An 18,350-nucleotide genomic window follows, 5' to 3' on the forward strand; every position below is an offset into this window, starting at 1 on the left:
CCAGCCTTCAGTTAACCCTTTGCCGAGGAGCCGATGGGCCAGCTATGTTCTCCCAGCCGTTGTTGATCCGGACCGGCGCTGTCGACGAGGAGGTGTGGAGCACATGCGCAGGAGTGCCCAGCAGTTGAGCCCGCGTACTGACCTTTGCCACCTCCTCACGACGGAGACACCTTGTCGCTCCGCATCACCCCACTGACCGACCCCGCTCACGGGGCACACAGCCGACGCCTTGCATGGCTGGCGTCCGACGCCGACTCCATCCCCGTCGGGACGGCCTTTCTGCGCCTGTTCGACGGCGGACAAGAGCACCTGGCCGAACTGACCCTCCACGTCCACCCCGTGGAGCGCCGCACGGGCGTCGGCTCCCGGCTCCTCGACACGGCCGTGGCCGCCGCCCGGGACAACGCCCGACGCTGCGTCATGGCGCAGGCCCAGGCCGGATCGCCCGGCGACCACTTCCTGCCGGCCCGCGGCTTCCGCAAGGTGCTCACCCTGAGGTTCGCCCGCTTGCCACTGGCCGACGTGGACGCCATCGCCCTCGCCGAGGTCATCGAGCGTCCGCATCCCGGCTACCGGCTGGCGTCCTGGCAGGGAACCGTCCCCGACGACCTCGCCCAGACCTTTGCCGCCTCACGCCGGGCCATGGACGACATGCCCATGGACGACACCGACCACGGCACCGTGGCCTGGGACGTGGACCGGGTCCGGGCTGCGGCGAAGGCCGTCGAAGAGCGCGGCGATCAGTTGCACACGGTCGTCGCCATCGACACCTGCGACGACTCGATCGCCGGATTCACCGAACTCGTCGTCCCCGGCAATGGCACGGGTGATGGCCAGCACTACGGCACCGGCGTCCTGCCCGAGCACCGCGGACACGGCCTCGGCCGATGGATGAAGGCCGAGTCGATCCGACGAGCCCGCGGGCGCTATCCAGACCTCGGCGGCCTCCTGACCGACACCGCCGACAGCAACACGCACATGAGACACATCAGCGACAGCCTCGGTTACGTGCCCACGCACACGACACTGCAGTACCAGCTCGACCTGTAGAGGCGAGCGGACGGGCCGGACCTGGGTATCACCTCGTCCGGCCCGTCGGCAATTTCACAACAGGCTCCAGCTGTCAGTAAACCCTGTCATCGGCCGTCATCGAATCTGATGGGATCGGCGCCGCCGCCGGGCCCCGGAAAGCCCGGGTTCATTGGACGCCGGCCCCGCCCGACGGCGGCGTGGTGCTGCGGCCCTGAGATGGAGCCGTCGGCACGGGTCGGGCAGTGGTGGGCGGTCGAGGGCTTAACCCATTCTGTGCTCGTCTCCTCGGTCGCCTCGCCGGAACTTCCCCCTTTTCCCGAGGGCGGCAAAACACCGTCGGCATGCAAGGGGGCTCGCCATAAGGCAGGCGGGCATCGGGAGCGCAATTAGCGATATACGGAACGGCGGAATACACGACACGCCATACGGTCAGCCGTCATGGATTCAGTCGTAAGGCCATGGCTTACCAAGTAAGTCAAGGCTTATCTTTAGGGAACTTTGACCGTATGGTGTGGCTCGAATCGAAGGAGCCCCCTGTTGTCGAAAATGAACGATCCCGCTTTGCGTGCGGTTGCATCGGAGCGGGATTATGTGTCCTCCTTGTATGAGTTGCTCACCGAGCGACTTTCCGAGGCGCGAGCACACCGAGCGAGTGTGCTGAAGACCCCGGCGGAAAGCGCCGGTGAGGCGTACGAGAGAGAAATCGCCGCCGAGCGTCTGGTCAAGGAAATCGGCCGGCTGGAGGGCGCCGAAAAGGGGCTGGTCTTCGGGCGCATCGACTGGACGGATGGCACGGCCCTGCGCATCGGGCGGATCGGACTGCACACGGAGGAGGATGACCTGCCTCTGCTCGTGGACTGGCGCGCGAACGCGGCGCGGCCCTTCTACGAGGCGACACCGGTCCACCCGATGGACCTGCGGCGGCGCCGGCACCTGCGCCTCGAGGAGCGCACGGTCATCTCGGTGAGCGACGAACTGCTGGACGGGACCGCCCCGACCGACGAGGACGTCGTGGGGGACGGCCCGTTGACCGAGGCTCTGTCGGCACGGCGTACGGGCAGGATGCACGCGGCCGTCGCGACGCTGCAGGCCGAGCAGGATGAGATCGTCCGCTCCGCCCACCGCGGGGTGACCGTGGTGCAGGGCGGCCCCGGCACCGGCAAGACGGTGGTCGCCCTGCACCGGGCGGCCTATGTCCTGTACGCGTTCCCGCGCGCCGCGGAGGAGGGTGTCCTGGTGGTGGGCCCGAACGCCCGGTTCCTCGACTACATCTCCCAGGTCCTTCCCTCGCTCGGAGAGAACGACGTCGTTCTGGCGACCTGCCGGGAACTGGCCGGACTGTCCACGGACACGGTGGACCCGTGCGATACGGCGCGTCTCAAGGGCAGCTCCGACCTCGCCGACGCCTTGGCCGGCCTGCTGCGCGTCCACCAAGCCCCCGCCGGTGACTTCACCGTGCGGGTCGGACAGGAACTGGTTCACCTGTCCGGCGAGGAAGTCACCACGGCCCGCGACGCCGCCGTGGCAGCCGCACCGGGACACAACCCCGCGCGCCAGGTGTTCAGGGAGCTCTTGGTCGACGCCGTCACCGACGCGATGCTACGAGACATGGGCGACGTCCTGGAGCAGATCGACGCCGATGCCGCCAGGATGACGGGCATGGACCTCGACCGGTTCACGGGAGCCGCCCAGCGCCGTGCCGAAGGTGCGGCCGACTCGGGTCCGGTCCACGAGCTGGACCTGGACGCCATCCGAGCCGATCTCCTCGACGACGCCGGCGTCGACCGAGCGGTCGAGGTGTTGTGGCCGCGGCTGGTACCCGGTGACCTCGTGAAGGCGCTCCTGACGAACGCCGGCGCTCTCGCCGAGCGCCTGCCCCGCCTGACCGCGCAGGAGCGGTCCCTTCTGCTGCGCGGTCCGGACGACCCGTGGACCGATGCCGATGTGCCGTTGCTGGACGAGGCGGCGAGCCTGGTCGACGGCCCCCCCGAGCGGACGTACGGGCACGTCGTCGTCGACGAGGCGCAGGAACTGACCGCCATGCAGTGGCGGATGATCGTCCGCCGCTGCCCGGCAAAGGCGATGACGCTGGTGGGTGACTTCGCCCAGGCAGGCCCGGTCGCGACAGCACGCGACTGGAAGGAAGCACTGAGCCCCCACGTCGGACCGCGGTTCAAACTGCACAACCTGACCGTCAGCTACCGCACCACGCAGGAGATCCTGGAGAGCGTCCGGGACCTGCTCACGCGGATCGCTCCGGACCAGAAGCCCACACGGTCACTGCGAAGCGGTGAGAGCCCTCGCACCGTGACCACACCTCCGGACGGGTTGGTCACCGCCGTCGTTCAGGAACTCCGCGCCCAGAGCACCGCGCACCCGGGCGAGCTTCTGGGAGTGATCTGCGCGGACACCAGGGTGAGCGAGCTGACGGCCCAGGGCATCGCTCACCACGCACGCATCGTGCCGGCGTCCGAAACACGCGGCCTGGAATTCGACGGGGTCGTCGTCATGAACCCCGAGGAAATCATCACGGCCCGCCCCGGTGGGGAAAGGGACTTGTACGTAGCCCTGACCCGGGCCACCAAGCGCCTCTGCACCATCACCGTCCAGCCCGCCTGACGACTCGGCGCCCTCGTCGCCGCCGCGGGCGCACCGGCGCGGTACAGACACCGGCCCGCGCGCACGGGGCTGCTCGCCGCCTCACCGCTCGTGGCCGCAACCGGCACCACACGGCCTGGTCCAAGCCGACGACGTTGGGCCAGAGAACGATGTCACCAGCCGCAAACGGCAGTGGCCTTGTGCCGGTGCCACCCGTGTGGGTGAGTCCTGGGCCGTACGGCTGCGGTGAGTGAGGCCCTGCGAGGACGCCGGGGAGCCGGGGAGGCCGAGCGGGCCGGTCGGGCCGGCTTTTACAGCAGGCCGTGGCGCATGGCCGTGGTCACCGCCGCCGTGCGGTCCGTGACCTTCAGCTTGCCGAAGATCCGCAGCAGGTGCGTTTTGACCGTGGACTCGGCCACGAACAGCCTGCGGCCGATCTCCGCGTTCGTCGCGCCCTCCGCCACCAGGCGCAGGACCGACACCTCACGCTCCGACAGGCGGGGCCGTTGCGGGCGGGTGCGCAGCCGGTCGACGAGGCGGCCTGCCACCGTCGGGGCGAGGACCGTCTCGCCGCGGACGGCCGCGCGGACGGCTCTGGCCAGTTCGGCTCGGGTCATGTCCTTGAGTAGGTAGCCGGCCGCGCCCGCCTCTACCGCGCGCAGGATGTCCCGGTCGTCCTCGTAGGTGGTCAGGACCACCACCGGCACCGGTAGTCCGGCTGCGCTGATGCGGGCGATCGAGTCGACGCCGTCGCCGCCAGGCATCCGCAGGTCCATCAGGATCAGGTCCAGGCCGGCGGCGCCCAGGTTCGCGGCGAGCGCCTCCGCCTGGGGGCCGTTGGACGCCTCCGCCACCACGTCCAGGTCCGGTTCGGCGCTGAGCATGCCGCGCAGGCCTTCGCGTACCACCGGGTGGTCGTCGGCGAGCAGGATGCGGATCATGTCTTACGGCTCCTCAGTCGAGCGGGAGGGTGACGGTGACCGTGGTGCCGGCGGCCGGCGCGCTGTCGACGGCCGCGGAGCCGCCCACCTCCCGGGCCCGGGCCCGCAGGCCCCGCAGGCCGTAGCCCAGCGGTACGGACCCCGGGTCGAAGCCGCGGCCCGTGTCCCGTACCGACACGGTGAGGGCCGAGGCCGTGTAGGCCAGGTCCAGGGTGGTGGGGGCGCCGGGGCCAGCGTGCCGGGCCGCGTTCGAGAGGGATTCCTGGCAGGTGCGCAGGGCCACGACTTCCAGGGCCGGGGCCAGCGGGCGGACGTCTCCCGTCACCGAGACGGCCGCCGGCGGGTCGTGCCGGGCCGCGAGGCGGCGTACGGCGTCCGGCAGCGAGCCGGCGTCGAGGTCGGCAGGTGCGCCGCCATTGACCAGGGCGCGGGCCTCCGCCAGGTTCTGCCGGGCGGTGACGGCCATCAGGTCCAGGTGGCGGCGAGCCTGCGCCGGGTCGGTGTCCAGCTCCGACTGCACGGCCTGGACCAGCATCAGGAGACTGGTGAAGCCCTGCGCGAGCGTGTCGTGGATCTCCCGGGACATGCGTTCCCTCTCAGTGTGGGCGCCGTGTTCGGCGGAGAGCCTGGCCACCTCCTCCCGGCTGGCGTCGAGTTCGGCGATCAGGGAAGCCCGGTTGTGGCTCTGCTCGATGATGCGGATGATCCAGGCACCGAAGAAGGCGGAGAAGGCGAAGGTGACGACGGAGTCGAGGACGCCCGCGAACACATCGTTCCCGGGCGGCCGCCACAGCAGTGCCCAGCCGGCCACGGGCAGCAGGGCCACCAACCCCACAGCGGCCACCGCCCGGCGCAGTGGCAGCAGCATGAAGCAGGGCGGGGCGAGCGCAAAGGTGATCACGCGGGCCTCGCCAGCCAGGGCGGCGGCCGGCACGAACAGTGCCAGGTTCCCCGCCAGGTAGCGCACCGACTGTCCGTACCGGGGGCCGAGTTCCAGCAGGAGCAGCGGGCGCCCGGCCCACACGTACCACGGGACGAGCAGCGCGAGCAGGGTCACGGCGGCCAGCCGGTAGGCGAGCGGCGGAAAGCCGACGCCCAGGACGAAGACCGCGGTGACGGCCCACACCAGCCCGAAGTAGAAGTCCCACGGCCCGAAGGCGCGGTCCCAGACGTGGGACTCGCGCGCTCCGGGGTACCGGGCGGGACCGTTCAGCCATCGCGGCGGTTCTTCCACTTGAAAGACACCAGACACAGGAGCAGACCCCCCACAACCCAGGCGCCCAGGACCAGGGCGACCTTTCCATACTCCCAGCCGCCGGACTGTTCGAGAACGGCTGCCGACTCCGGCAGGAACACCCCGCGCAGCCCCTGGCACATCCACTTGAGCGGGAACAGCGCGCCGATGTTCAACAGCCAGTCCGGGATCTGGTGGACCGGGATGAAGACCCCGGAGATGAACTGAAGGATCAGGAACGGCAGGACCACGACCGAGCTGGCGCTCTTGCCGGACTTGGGCAGGCTGCTGATGGCGATGCCGAGCAAGGCGCAGCCGGCCAGCCCGAGGGTGAAGATCCAGGTGAAAGTCAGCCACTTCGCGGCGGACGCCGGCAGATCGAGGTCGAACAGGGTGGAGCCGACCAGCAGCAGGATCGCAGTCTCGGCGAGTCCGGTGACCAGCACCAGCCAGACCTTGCCGAGGAAGTACGCGGTCGGCGGCATCGGTGTGCCGCGCAGCCGGCGCAGCACCTTCTCGTCGCGCTCGACGGCGATCGAGATGCCGAGGGACTGGAAGCTGGTGGACATGACGCCGGCCGCGATCATGCCGGCCGCGTACATCTGCGAAGGGGTGGCCCCGGCGTTCTCCGTGCCGTCGCGGAAGATCGAGGCGAAGAGCGCGAGGAGGACGATGGGGAAGGCAAAGGTGAAGATCACCGCGTCGCGCTGGCGGGAGAACTGTCTGATCTCCAGCGTGCCCCGCCTCAGGCCCAGCGACCAGGCGCCGGGCAGGGATGTGGGGCGGCCGCCGCGCCCGCTCGTACCGGTCACCGTGCTCATCGGGATCCCTCCTGCCGTGTCGGGTTGGGGTCGAGCTGGCCCGTGAGGCGCAGGTACACGTCCTCCAGGGTGGGGCGGGTGATCCTCAGATCCGTGATCTCGCCGTCGAAGCGGGCCGCCAGTTCGGCGACCGTACGGGTGGGAGTGTCGGTGCGGATGCTGCGCGGGCCGCCGTCGCGGTCGGTCCAGGAGACGGTGGCCCGGTCCCCAGACGGGCACGCAGGTCGGCCGGTTCGCCCTCAGCGACGACCTTGCCGCGGGCGACGACCGCGAGCCGGTCGACGAGCGCCTCGGCCTCCTCCAGGTAGTGGGTGGTGAGCACAATGGTGGTACCGGCGTCGGACAGCAGCCGGATCAGGTCCCAGAACTGGCGCCGGGCCGCCGGATCGAAGCCGGTGGTCGGCTCGTCCAGGAGCAGCAGCTCCGGGTCGCCGATGACGCCGAGCGCGACGTCGAGGCGGCGCCGCTGGCCGCCGGAGAGACTCTTCACCCGATGGCCTTGCTCGGCCTCCAGGCCGACGAGGGCGATGACGTCGGCCGGATCGCGGGGCGACGGGTAGTAGTGGGCGAAGTGCTCGACCGTCTCCCGCACGGTCAGTTCGGCTGGCGCCGACTCGTCCTGCCAGACGATGCCGACGCGCGAGCGCCAGGCCCGGCCGCCGGTGGCGGGGTCCGCGCCGAGGACGGACACCTCGCCGCCGTCCCGCTCCCGGTGCCCCTGCAGTATTTCCACGGTCGTGCTCTTGCCGGCGCCGTTGGGCCCGAGGAGGCCGAAGACCTCGCCCGGCCGGATCGTCAGGTCCAGTCCGTCCACCGCGGCGACATCGCCGTACTGCTTGCGAAGCCCACGCACTTCCACCGCGTTTCGCGTCATGGCCAAATCGTCTGTCTGAAGCAAGTCCACCGGTCCCCCCATGCGTACCTCCTCCTGTCCATCGAACGATGGACAGCCGACCGCCGCGTACGACACAAGGGCTGGCGCTTGGGCGTGCAGACTTGATCTCCACCAGCCGTGCCTACTGCCGATTTTGACGGCCCATCGAAAGAGCTGTCGCCCGGATCAAAACCTGGCGAATCGTCCGCAAGGCCCGGACCAGCCCCAACAACCTCACGTCAATCGCCAGAGCCATCCTGCCTCTGGAGACTCACCGCTGAAAACGCGGTGGCGGAGCAGGGTGAAGCCTGCTCGTCCGTGCATCTGGCGGGCGAGCCGCTTGGTCTTGGTGTTGATTCCCTCGGTGGGGCCGTTGCTGCAGGGGAGTGTGACCGCGGCGATCACAGCGTCGCGGTCTCGCTCGAGGCCGCGGGTGAAGGCGTGCAGGTGTGGCAGGTCGGCTGCGCGGACCTGGGTGATCCAGCGATCGAGTGCGTCGGCGTTCTCGGGCTGAGGCTTCAGAAGCTGCGTGAAGGTCCGGACCGCGGGGGCGTGGATGCGCGTCTCCAGCAGCGAGCTGCCGACGAGGGGAACAGGCTCGACCCCGGCCCGGTCGCCTTCGGGGCGGTCTAGAAATCGGCCGGCCCCTGCAACTGTGCCATCAAGGCGGTGAGCCGTTCGGCGATCTCGGGTTCGTCGCGGTGCTCGCAGGGGCCTTCGTTCCTCGCTTCATTCACCTGAGTCCCCTTCCCCCTGTCGTTGCTGTTTCCGCTTCCTTCCCCGGACCACGGCGCCTCGCAGCGAGCCGCCCCCCGACCGGCCGTGAGGCCGGGCAGAGGGCGGCGAAAAGCCAGACGGTGGCTCCCGGTAGGGCGGGGTCGGCCGTCAGTCCCTGGCGATGGCCATGCCGAGGAAGATCCCCACCAGCAGCGAGACGCTGCCGGTGACCATCACGGACCACGTGCCCGCGTGCGTCGCAGTGAACGTCGAGGTCATTCCCGCCTGCGTCGCCGCCTGCGTGGCCTGCGCCCCGGCCGTGGTCGCCTCCTGGACGGCCAGAGCCGTCTCCAGCTCCTGAACCTTGCTCTCCAGCTCAGACTGCTCCATCGTGCGGTTCCTCTCTCACGGTGTGCCGAGATGCTCCCGGCATATCACCGCCCATGGCTTCCCCGTCACTCGGCCAAGGCCGCGCCGACTGCCTGCGGTGCACTCGTTTGCCGACGACGGGCACCCTGCCGGGGGCCGGCGATCGCGCGGTGGGCTGGGGCTGGGGTGTCGTCGTCGGCGCTTCACCACAAATGCCCCGTGTCGAGCGCACTGATCGCAGGGCGGGGGTGGTGGTTTTGACTTGTTGTCGGCCAGAGGTCGACGGTAACTGGCCTGTGGGGCCTATGTACGGGCATCTGAGCCGTCCATGACAGGTAGTGGTTTTCGGGTCTCGGGGTCTGCCTCGAGGCGAGGTGTCGGGCCAGTGCTCTTGGAGGCTTTCGGGTTGAATTGCCCCCGGCTGTCGCCGTGGATTCCCCGAGCAAGGATGGGCGCATGCGATACGCAGGAACGACGATCATGGTGGACGACGTCAACGCGGCGGTGAAGTTCTATAAGGAGGCGTTCGGGCTCAGCGAAGCCTTCGCGGATCCCGATGGCACGTTCACTGTGCTGGGTAACGGCTCTGAGGGCTCCCTGGAGACGGGTGTGCTGCTGGCGGTCGAGCACTGGAGCAAGATCGAAGACTTCACTTCTCCGGCCCCGGCAGGCGGCTTCCGTATCGGCTTGGAGGTCGATGACGCGGAAGCGGCATACCGCAAGGCTGTCAAGGCGGGCGCGACCAGCGCGAAGGAGCCGCTCGTCAGGCCCTGGGGCCAGAAGGTGGCCATCGTGTTCGATCCGAATGGCGTCATCTTCGAACTGGCGGAGCCGACCGAGTACAAGTAGGCGACCGACGCCGGTGGGCGAGGGCTCTCGTCGTTCAGGCGGCCTGCATGAGGGCTGGCGGGGCGAGAGCCGGCCGGGTGCGGGCCTTCTTTTTCTCCCAGCGGAGCCTGACGACGAATCCGGTGGAAGTTCTGTGCGAGCGACTCCGTCCGGATGTGGAGCTCACTGTGGAGAGCCGGTCAGCGACGCGGCCGCGCACCGTCTCCTCGTGGCCGATCGGAGCGGCCGCCCAGTCCAAAACGTCCAGTGAGGAACAACTTCGGCTGGTTTCCCTTTACCCGGAGCACGAACTCGACTCCACGGCAATGCAGTTCAACCGCAGGCTTGCGCCGTGTGTACAGAGCGTCGGTCAGGGCGAGCATCGGCATGCAGGCCGGTAGGCCGAGGGCGAACTGACCAGAGGCACTTTGCGTTCTCCTGACCATCCGTCTGGCAGCCCGCTTCACGAAAGCGAGAGGTGAGGCGGTACACGGTGTGAAGTGCGTCACGATGAAGGGAATTGTGTACGGGTTGTGTCCGTCTTGGTCTGATCTCAGGTTCAAACCGTGCAGGTCACGCACTAGTTTTGCTGACCTCGCATCAAGATCGCTTGATGCTCATGGAAAGACCGAGGAAGTATGGCTACTCGTTTGGCCACGGCATTCCGCCGGGGAAGACGGACCTCGCATTGGATAGCGGGAGGGACGGCACTCGTCTTCGCCGCCACTCTGCTGCAGGGTACTGACAAAGCAGTTGCGACATCCGCCCCGAGCTCCGCGAACACGTCAGGCGGAGTGACCGAAGAGGTCAATATCGCGCGCGCCCGCGTGGCCGCACGGACCGCCGGGCACCGCGTCGAGGCCGTCTCTGAGCGGTCCGAGACCGCCACCACCTGGGTGAACCCGAACGGCACGCTCACCACCGAAGTTGCCGCCGGACCGATCCGCTTCTACGACCAGCAGGCGCACAGCTGGCGCAGCGTCGATGTGACCCTGGGCCGAGGCGCGGACGGTTCCGTGGCGTCCAAGGCTCATCCGCACGGTCTGAAACTCGGCGGGGGCACCGCCGCGCGTACGGCGAGGTCCGGGCCGGCGGCCGCTCCTGCGGCGGGTGGTTCCGATACCACTGATCTGGTCACCCTGGGCGAGGGCGAGCAGCAGATCACGCTCAAGTGGAAGGGCATCCTTCCGGCTCCAAAACTCGACGGAGCCCGTGCCGAGTACACGAACGCTGTGCCTGGTGGCGATGTCGTGATCGAGGCGACTCGTGGCGGATTCGAGCAGTTCGTCGAGCTGAAGCAGCGTCCGGCGAGCGAGGGCTACGCGTACACGCTGCCGCTGACGGCCAAGGCTCTGAAGGTGGAGCAGCAGGTTGACGGCAGCGTGCAGTTCACCGACCGCAAGAGCCGCAAGACCGCGGTCATGCCGGCGCCGGTGATGTGGGACGCCACGGTCGACCCGGTCTCCGGTGAGCACACTCGCAGGGTGCCGGTCGCCATGAAGGTGGTCCAGGGGAAGGGCACGGTCGACCTGGTCGTCACCCCCGACGCGAAGTTCCTCGCGGACCCGGCCACGAAGTACCCCGTGACCATCGACCCCTCCACCTCGGCCCTGGCGAGCGTCTTCGACACGTACGTCCAGCAGGGCGAGACCGTCGACTGGTCGAACGACACCGAACTCGACTTCGGCAACCCTGGCACCAAGAACGCGGACGGCACGTTCCGCACCGCGCGTTCCTTCATTACGTGGAACACGGCCCCCATCGCGGATGCGCTGGTCTCCAGTGCGAGCCTGAGCCTGTGGGACTTCCACTCCGGCAACGTCGACTGCACGGCGCAGCCGTGGGAGGTCTGGGGCGCCGACACCCCGACCACCGCGTCGCGCTGGACGAACCAGCCGGCCATGGGCACCAAGTACGCCACCTCCACCGAGACCCGTGGCAATCCCGGCTGCAGCGCGGCGCCGGATGGCTGGATCAACACCGACGTGACCACCCTCGTGCAGACGTGGGCGTCCCAGAAGTCGGCCCTGTCCAGTATGGGTCTGAGGGCTTCCTCGGAGTCGGTCGTCGGGCAGTGGAAGCGCGTGAACTCGGCTAACGCCACTGCCAATCCGCCCAAGCTGACCGTGAACTACAACTACCGTCCGCAGACCGGCACCAAGCAGGAGGCCGGCCCTCCGTTCATCCAGGACAAGACCCCTGCCTGGCGCGTCGACACCACGACGCCGACGTTGCGCGACACTTTCGCCGACCAGGACGGTGACCGCGTCGACGGCACCTTCCAGATCTTCGATGCGGCCACGAACGCTCAGGTCGGGAACACTCTGGTGTCGCCGTTCGTGCCTGCCGGCACCCCTGCCTCGGTCGTCGTACCGGCGGGCGTGCTCCAGCACGGGCACACCTATCGGTTCCGCACCTCTCCCTACGACGGGACGAACTACAGCACCGGCTGGTCCGCCTGGTCCAACTGGTCCACCTTCACTGTCAGCCCGCTGCCCGACGCCCCGACCGACATACAGGCCGGTGGCCAGCAGACCCTGACGCCCATCCTGTCCGCGATCGTCACGACCCCGGCACAGGGTCGGGTGAGCGCCGAGTTCTCGCTGAAGGACGCGGCCGGAAATGCGATCCCCAACCTGCCCCTGCCTCCCGTCTGGGTGGAGAGCGGCAGCCGGGCTGCCCTGCAGATCTCGGAGGGCAAACTGACGGACGGCGCCGTCTACCGCTGGTCCGTTCGCGCCTGTGACGGCGTCGGATGCTCTCCGTGGTCGGCCGAACAGAACCTGACGGTTCGCCTCCAGCCGCTGCCCCCCATGCCCACCACCCAGTCCTTGGTGATCACCGGCGCTGCACTCACGGGTGTGTCGGCCGCCACCGACTGTGATGTGCCCAACTGCGTGACAGCGGCGAACGGCCTGCTCCAGATCGGTACGGCCGACGGCCACATGTGGGCCACCCACCTGAAGGCAGACCTCGCCGCCCTGCCGAAGGGCGCGCGCGTCACCTCCGCCAAGCTGTCGCTGAACAGGTCCGACTGCACCACGCAATGCGTGGCGCAGAAGCCGGACGTGTACGAGTTGTCCACCCCGTGGACCTCGGCGCAGAGCGGGAAGGACCTCCTCACGGCCGCGGGCAACGAGAAGTACACCTCTGACACCGCGCTGGCCGATATCGATTTCGGCGCGCTGGTGCAGTCCTGGACTGATCGCGGCGGTAACGAGGGCGTGGTTCTCACCGTCCCCGCCGCGGCGGCCGGAGCGGCGTACCTCTCGGGTGCGGCGGCGGACGTCGCCCAGCGTCCCAAGCTGACCATCGAGTACCTGCCGCCGACCGCCCCGGGCGCGGTCGGCGACCTCGTCCCCACCGCGGGCGACACCGGCCTGCTGGCCGCGTGGAACGCCCCACTCGACGTCGGTGTGATCGGTGACATCACGTACGAGGCGAAGGCGGAGAAGAGCGACGGCACGGTGGTCGGCACCTGGAAGGGCGCAGCGCAGCGTGCCGTCTTCTCCGGGCTGGACAACGCCCTCTCGTACCGGGTCGCGGTGACGGCGATGAATGGCGTCGGCAGTGGCCCCGTGACACGGTCCGCCCTGGTTCAAGGCACCTCTCTGGCGGGGGGAGCCACGCGCTACCAGGACTACGTCCAGGCCTACCTGAGCGCCCGCAACAAGGTCGTCACGGGGGTCAGTCCCACCACCGCCGACGCGGCGGCCGAGTCCCCGTACGGAGCGGTCTTCGGCGGGGTCCTCGATGTGCAGGAGGCTGCTCTCGTAGGGGGCCGTGAGGCCCTGGGAACCCAGGGCCAGTCGTATGTCGGCGCCTCTTCGGCTCTGACGGACGCGACCGTTGCCAATGACGCGACCGGGCATGTGCTCGTACGGACCACGGTCATCCAGACGGTAACCCTACGAATCGATGGCATAGACCAGGTGTCGGAGGACCGAAGGTCCAAGCGGTTCGTGTTCAACGTCGCCGGCGGCACCGCGAAGCTGGAGAGCGAGTCCGACGACAGCGAAGCGGGGCAGACCCTTTCCTCCACGGTCGCGGCGGGAACTCAGGTCGCCGCCGTAGTGGCCGACAACGCGAGCGTTCCGGGCGGTGCCTCGAACACCCTCGCGCTCGGCGAGGACGGCTTCCCCGTGGCGGCGGCCCCCGTGGCCGGCGCTGTCACCGCCTCGTCCGTCAACGGGTCGGGCACCGGGAGCTGGGCCTACAACAACACCGACGTCCCGAGGGAGTACGGCTCCAACGACTGCACCAATTTCGTGTCGAAGGCCCTCTACTACGGTGGGGGCATGAAGATGCGTACCGGTCTCTGGTGGTCCTCCAGCGTCTGGTGGAGGAACACCGCGTGGTACTCGTACAAGAAGAACAGCAACACGTGGTCCGGAGCCAACAATCTGTTCACGCATCTGTTCAACTACCGCCAGCCGGGCTACGTGAACCGGACCTACAACCTCCGTCCTGGAGACATCCTGTTCTTCAAGTGGAAGCAGGACAGTGTGTACAACCATGCGGCGGTCGTGACGGGCGTCAATCAAGGCGTCGTCCGCATCGCCCAGCACGGGTATGCAGCTCACAGCACGCTGTCCGAGGTCATGGCCAGGAACAGGACGGGTAACAATCCCATCGTGGAAGTCGCCGCCCTTCGGCCGGTCTCCCGGTGAAGCCGAGACCGGCGCTCGTGGCCGCCCTCGTCTGCGCCCTGGCTCTCGGCGCGCTGACCGCGTGCTCGGCGGGCGACACCTACGATGTCGGTGACGCTCGCTACGCCACGGACTACGGAAACCACGAACCGCTTGCCGTCGTGGGGTATCCGTCCGTTGGATCGTTGGGGATCACCCAGCAGGTGGTGTGGCGGATCGCCGACGGGAAGGCCGATGAGTTGGCATCTCTGGCAGCCGAGAAAGGGGACAAGGATGTTTCCGAAAAGACTGCCGGGAACTGGATCACCGCGTTCGGTTTGGGAGCCCGGGGGAAAGTCACCGCAGAGTTCTACGACGAAGGCTCCGTCCGGCAGGAAGTCGTGCTCTACTTCCACGACACCGGCCAGATCAAGCAGATCCAGGTCCGGGGTACAGGCAGCGACGGCAAGGACAGCTGGCGCGTGACCCTGGCCGAGCCGGACCCGAAGGAAGCCACCACCGTCCTCCCATGGGTACCGAAGACGCCGGGCCAGCTCGGTTCGAAGACACCACACTGACCTGACCCGGTCGCGACATGTCAAAGGGCGTTACCCACATGGGAAACCATGTGGGTAACGCCTTCGCGTCGCACGGACCAAAGCCCCCGCCCACCGCCCATCACCCACTACCGAGGACAGGACGGTCGGACGGGAGCTGCCGCTTTCCATCGTGGGCCGTTTCAAGATCGGCCCGGCAGTCCGAGGATGCTGAACGGCTGGCCAGCGGGTGGCTTCGGTGATGCCGGTGCGGTCGGCAAGGCGGTGTGCGCCGATGGCGCCGTAGAGAGGCCATGACGCGCGGGCCGGAGCCGGTGCGCACCCGGGAGTCATCCTCGCGGTAGAACGTGTCCCGGACGAAGTACCGGGGCCTCGATGCCCCATTGACCCGAGCACAGCCGTGCGAGCCCACCGGCGTCGGCCCGCTCGGCGGACACGCGCTGGTCACACCCAGAACCGCGACGGCGCTCACCGGCGTGCCCCACAGGTCCCTGGCTGGGGACTTCGGCGGTTCTGACCGCACTTCCGTGAAGGCCGGCCGGCGCCAGCCTTCAGCGCCCTCGGCGACAGATTCCCGCGCTGCTCAGTCGGTTGCGTGCTCGTACGGAAGTTTCCACACCGGCGACTCCTACATCGTCCTGAACACCTACAGGCCAAAGCCTGATTCAGACGCCCTGGTAAACGATGTTCATTTCTTGCTTGGGTCGTTTCCCGCCCAGGCCGGGGCGGGCACTGCGGCCTACAAGATGGTGAAACTGGATGACTACCTGGCAGGGCGTCCGTGGATCAGGTCTTCGGTTCAGCGGTGGTCGACTTCGACAAGAGCGACAGCGCCCCCGAGGAGAGAAGGCCCGCTGAGCCATCACGGGACCAGAGTGCCCCACCAGGGACCTCTCAGAGCCCGTGCCGAGTCGCCGTTGACGAGCGGCGAGCCAGGTGACAAGTAACCGGCAGACCTGGACCGGCCGCTGGTGCCTGGTAACGGCGAAGGGTTCCCAGCCGCGCTGGTGATCAGCTCGACCATGTCGCGGCCGAGCCGGTCGAGCATGGTGACGGTGAGGGTGTCGGCCGGGCGCAGGTCGCCGAGGGCGGCGTTGTAGCGGGCCGGAACTTCTCCCGGGTGCCGATCTGCTCGACGTAGATGCGGGCGCACTCGGCTTCCTTGAGGGCGCGGACCTGGCCGGCGAGGTCCCGGCCCTTGCTGCAGACGCGGGCGTAGCTGATCCGGTCGGATGACTCCGCGCCCGGACGGCTCCGAGCGCCCTTGGGCTGGCGGACAGGACGGCCCGTCCGAAGGCGCTGGGTCAACGCGCGATCGATGGCCGCTCGGCGTCGCGGGTCGTACAGCGCCAGGTAGATCGCCTCGTGGGAGACCTGCATGGCCATATCGCCCGGGAATTGACGCCGCAGCCCTCCGGATACCTGTTCAGGCGGAGCTTCTCCTCGACGATGGCTCTCAGCGCCGGCAGCTGGGCAAGCTTGGTCGCCTTCGGACGCCGCGCTCGCTGGTATGCCTCAACTTCCGCGGGAGCCGCGCGGTAACTTTCCGGCCGCCGTTGCGGGCGATCTCCCGGGAGACCGTCGACGCCGCCCGGCCGAGGCGCGTCGCCATCTGACGAGCGGAGTCACCGACGGCGAGACCGCGGGACATCTCCTTTCGGTCGGCAGGCGTCAGGTGACCCGGACCGCCTCTGCGGAGCAGGCGGGAACTCCGCCTGTCTGGGCGAGGAAAGCACGGATCCGGTGCATCGGGACACTCAGGGCCCGGCCCATCGAGTTGAACGACTCGCCGTCCCTCCAACGTCGCCAGATCTCGTCCTGCTGGACCGCTGAGAACCCGTAATCACGCACCTGTGCCTCCACGACGACATGATCATCCATGCGGTGGTGCATCGATCCATTGAGGTCGCCACCGATTCCGGGACGCACCGCCGGCCGCCGCCCGGTCCCGCTCCACCACTAGCCCGGCCGCCGCCCCGGGCTCGGCGGGCGCGGCCCCGGCCGAGCCGGCCGTGCCCGCGGACCGTCAGCCGGCGGCGCCTGCGCGGAAGTCGGGCCGCGGCAGGTAGCTGTTCCGGCCACCTGGCGTCGGGTGCCCGCTCGCGGGCCGCGACGATCAACGGGGGAGGAGGGCGCGTACGGTCTTGCCGCCCTCGGGCAGGGGCGTGATGACGGTGGCGCGGGCGAGGTCGTTGACCATGTGCCAGCCGAATCCGCCGGTCCCGTCGACGAGGTCGGGGGTCCGCATCCGCGGCAGGTCGGAGCTGGGGTCCTCGACGGCGACCTCGATGACGCCCGGGTGGGCGGCCAGGCGGAGCGTGTAGGAGCCGCCGCCGTGACGCAGGGCGTTGGTGACCAGCTCGGAGACGACCAGGATCACGCTGTCCGCGTGCTCCGGGTCGATCGCCGTCGGCCCGAGGGATTCAAGGAAGGACCGGGCGCTCTGGCGTGCCCCGGCTACGGCGGTCAGGGTGCGGAGGGCTGTGCGCTCGCTGCTCATCGTGGTCATCGCGCGCTCCGGGTCCGTTGCTGGTGTCGGGCCTTGCCTGCCCAGTCGTTGTCCCCGCGCCCGTAGCGGTTGAACCCGATCGCACCCGATTACCTCAGAGTCGGGCACCTGAAAATCTGTGATGGCTGGAGTAGACATTGGGCGGTGGTGTGGTTATGGTTTCTCTCGTAGCCCAGAGAGACCGCAGGGCTTGGCAGAGACGAACTGCCGGGCAGCAGTGCATGCAGTACTTGTAGTTGCAGTGCGTAGGACGGGGCGGTGGTGGAGTGTCGAAGCCAGAGTGGTTGCAGGACGGCGACGGGGCTGACGACCGGACCGGGTGGCCCGCAGTGATCAGGGGCCGCCGTGAGCAGTACCGCAGTTAACGCAGTGGCAGTACCCGTAGTTCGCAGTACCCAGCAGTGAAGTCAGTAAGTGGTACCTCGGTGAACGCGTCGAAGTGTGGGCGCGTACACCGGGAAGTTCGGCAGTGGGGTTCTAAGCCAGAGCAGACGCAGGATGGGCGACGGGGCTGGCTGCCGGAAGCGTGACGCTGGGTCAGGTCACGCAGCAGTTCGCATCACCAGCAGTACACGCAGTTGAGCAGTACCAGCAGTACGCAGTCCCCCGCAGGTAAGTAGTTGCTCACCAGAGGGAAGAACGGAGGAGCTCAGCGCCATCAGGATCGCCCGGACGCCACGCGAGTCCGGGTACCGCAGGACATCGTTAGTGAGGTGGTCTCCGGTCAAGCAACCGCGATCCCCGCGCCTTTGGCAGCGGTCAGGCCAGGCACGCGGAAACAGAAGGCCGGCGCAGTACCAGGGCCGGCAGATGGTGTAGCAGTTCCTTCGGGGCCCTGGTGCCATAGGCACCAGGGCCCCTCCGTACGTTCCAGAAAGAGGTGCGATGACCGCAGACGACTCCTTCGGCCGTCTCGACGATGACGATTACCCGGCCTACACGATGGGCCGGGCCGCCGAGATGCTCGGCACCACCCACGGTTTCCTCCGCGCCATCGGCGAGGCGCACCTGATCACCCCGCTCCGCTCGGCGGGTGGTCACCGGCGCTACTCCCGCTACCAGCTGCGGATCGCCGCCCGCGCCCGTGAACTCGTCGACCAGGGCACCCCGATCGAGGCCGCCTGCCGCATCGTCATCCTCGAGGACCAGCTGCAGGAAGCCCAGCGCATCAACGCCGGATACCGCCATGCCGCTGCTTCGGCGCATTGGACCAGACCGTCCGGGGGGCGAGTGGCCTAGAGT

General features: G+C 68.6%; 13 protein-coding genes and 3 pseudogenes. 7 read left to right on the forward strand and 9 right to left on the reverse strand.

Going from position 1 to position 18,350, the window contains the following annotated elements:
- The first annotated feature begins 171 nt into the window (after nt 1-171).
- A complete protein-coding gene (locus tag ACFWBF_RS18120) occupies nt 172-1,050 on the forward strand; it encodes a GNAT family N-acetyltransferase (RefSeq protein WP_385602345.1) in 879 nt (292 codons plus the stop codon).
- A 636-nt stretch (nt 1,051-1,686) separates the two neighbouring features.
- A complete protein-coding gene (locus ACFWBF_RS18125; protein ID WP_385602347.1) occupies nt 1,687-3,651 on the forward strand; it encodes a HelD family protein in 1,965 nt (654 codons plus the stop codon).
- A 290-nt stretch (nt 3,652-3,941) separates the two neighbouring features.
- Here the strand turns inward: ACFWBF_RS18125 and ACFWBF_RS18130 are convergent, their stop codons facing one another.
- From ACFWBF_RS18130 to ACFWBF_RS18155, 6 genes and pseudogenes are all read right to left on the reverse strand, one after another.
- Nucleotides 3,942-4,571 (reverse strand): response regulator, encoded by a 630-nt coding sequence (locus tag ACFWBF_RS18130; protein ID WP_385602350.1) that lies wholly within the window; start codon nt 4,569-4,571, stop codon nt 3,942-3,944.
- Nucleotides 4,572-4,584: 13 nt separating this feature from the next.
- On the reverse strand, nt 4,585-5,805 hold the full coding sequence (locus ACFWBF_RS18135; RefSeq protein WP_385602353.1) for a sensor histidine kinase: 1,221 nt from the start codon (nt 5,803-5,805) through the stop codon (nt 4,585-4,587).
- Entirely contained in the window at nt 5,781-6,626 is an 846-nt protein-coding gene (locus ACFWBF_RS18140; RefSeq protein WP_385602356.1) for an ABC transporter permease, read from the reverse strand. Before ACFWBF_RS18140 ends, ACFWBF_RS18135 begins: the two co-directional genes overlap by 25 nt.
- A pseudogene (locus tag ACFWBF_RS18145) lies at nt 6,623-7,500 on the reverse strand (ABC transporter ATP-binding protein). The gene ACFWBF_RS18140 and the pseudogene ACFWBF_RS18145 overlap by 4 nt, the downstream one beginning before the upstream one ends.
- 234 nt (nt 7,501-7,734) lie before the next feature.
- Nucleotides 7,735-8,052, reverse strand: a pseudogene (locus ACFWBF_RS18150) (transposase); the annotation flags it as partial.
- Nucleotides 8,053-8,385: 333 nt separating this feature from the next.
- Complete coding sequence (locus ACFWBF_RS18155) at nt 8,386-8,607, reverse strand: hypothetical protein (RefSeq protein WP_385602359.1); 222 nt, start codon at nt 8,605-8,607, stop codon at nt 8,386-8,388.
- 459 nt (nt 8,608-9,066) lie between these two features.
- Between ACFWBF_RS18155 and ACFWBF_RS18160 the strand changes: the two genes are divergently transcribed.
- The 4 genes and pseudogenes from ACFWBF_RS18160 (at nt 9,067) to ACFWBF_RS18175 (ending at nt 14,620) form a co-directional block, all read left to right on the forward strand.
- Entirely contained in the window at nt 9,067-9,435 is a 369-nt protein-coding gene (locus tag ACFWBF_RS18160; RefSeq protein WP_385602362.1) for a VOC family protein, read from the forward strand.
- Between the two features lie 617 nt (nt 9,436-10,052).
- Nucleotides 10,053-11,930, forward strand: a pseudogene (locus ACFWBF_RS18165) (DNRLRE domain-containing protein); the annotation flags it as partial.
- 297 nt (nt 11,931-12,227) lie between these two features.
- Nucleotides 12,228-14,084 carry an amidase domain-containing protein gene (locus ACFWBF_RS18170; RefSeq protein WP_385602433.1) on the forward strand — a complete coding sequence of 619 codons (1,857 nt, stop codon included), beginning with the start codon at nt 12,228-12,230 and terminating at the stop codon, nt 14,082-14,084.
- A gap of 17 nt (nt 14,085-14,101) precedes the next feature.
- The gene (locus ACFWBF_RS18175; protein ID WP_385602365.1) at nt 14,102-14,620 is read left to right on the forward strand and encodes a hypothetical protein; all 519 of its coding nucleotides are present in this window, start codon (nt 14,102-14,104) and stop codon (nt 14,618-14,620) included.
- Between the two features lie 990 nt (nt 14,621-15,610).
- Here the strand turns inward: ACFWBF_RS18175 and ACFWBF_RS18180 are convergent.
- The 3 genes from ACFWBF_RS18180 to ACFWBF_RS18190 form a co-directional block, all read right to left on the reverse strand.
- On the reverse strand, nt 15,611-15,979 hold the full coding sequence (locus ACFWBF_RS18180) for a hypothetical protein (RefSeq protein ID WP_385602368.1): 369 nt from the start codon (nt 15,977-15,979) through the stop codon (nt 15,611-15,613).
- A 76-nt stretch (nt 15,980-16,055) separates the two neighbouring features.
- Nucleotides 16,056-16,250 (reverse strand): helix-turn-helix domain-containing protein, encoded by a 195-nt coding sequence (locus ACFWBF_RS18185; protein WP_385602371.1) that lies wholly within the window; start codon nt 16,248-16,250, stop codon nt 16,056-16,058.
- A gap of 465 nt (nt 16,251-16,715) precedes the next feature.
- Nucleotides 16,716-17,108: an ATP-binding protein gene (locus ACFWBF_RS18190; RefSeq protein WP_385602374.1), complete on the reverse strand. Its 393-nt coding sequence runs from the start codon at nt 17,106-17,108 to the stop codon at nt 16,716-16,718.
- A gap of 885 nt (nt 17,109-17,993) precedes the next feature.
- Between ACFWBF_RS18190 and ACFWBF_RS18195 the strand changes: the two genes are divergently transcribed.
- Complete coding sequence (locus ACFWBF_RS18195) at nt 17,994-18,347, forward strand: MerR family transcriptional regulator (RefSeq protein ID WP_385602377.1); 354 nt, start codon at nt 17,994-17,996, stop codon at nt 18,345-18,347.
- Nucleotides 18,348-18,350: the final 3 nt, after the last annotated feature.

It is taken from the genome of Streptomyces sp. NPDC060028 (genome assembly GCF_042736725.1).
Taxonomy (GTDB): domain Bacteria; phylum Actinomycetota; class Actinomycetes; order Streptomycetales; family Streptomycetaceae; genus Streptomyces.

Bases quoted from the DNA above. Each gene is read 5' to 3' on its own strand.
- ACFWBF_RS18160 (WP_385602362.1), top strand. From the start codon at position 9,067: ATGGTGGACGACGTCAACGCGGCGGTGAAGTTCTATAAGGAGGCGTTC.
- ACFWBF_RS18180 (WP_385602368.1), bottom strand. From the start codon at position 15,979: ATGCAGGTCTCCCACGAGGCGATCTACCTGGCGCTGTACGACCCGCGA.
- ACFWBF_RS18195 (WP_385602377.1), top strand. From the start codon at position 17,994: ATGACCGCAGACGACTCCTTCGGCCGTCTCGACGATGACGATTACCCG.
- ACFWBF_RS18130 (WP_385602350.1), bottom strand. From the start codon at position 4,571: ATGATCCGCATCCTGCTCGCCGACGACCACCCGGTGGTACGCGAAGGC.
- ACFWBF_RS18140 (WP_385602356.1), bottom strand. From the start codon at position 6,626: ATGAGCACGGTGACCGGTACGAGCGGGCGCGGCGGCCGCCCCACATCC.
- ACFWBF_RS18170 (WP_385602433.1), top strand. From the start codon at position 12,228: ATGCCCACCACCCAGTCCTTGGTGATCACCGGCGCTGCACTCACGGGT.
- ACFWBF_RS18185 (WP_385602371.1), bottom strand. From the start codon at position 16,250: ATGTCCCGCGGTCTCGCCGTCGGTGACTCCGCTCGTCAGATGGCGACG.
- ACFWBF_RS18155 (WP_385602359.1), bottom strand. From the start codon at position 8,607: ATGGAGCAGTCTGAGCTGGAGAGCAAGGTTCAGGAGCTGGAGACGGCT.
- ACFWBF_RS18190 (WP_385602374.1), bottom strand. From the start codon at position 17,108: ATGACCACGATGAGCAGCGAGCGCACAGCCCTCCGCACCCTGACCGCC.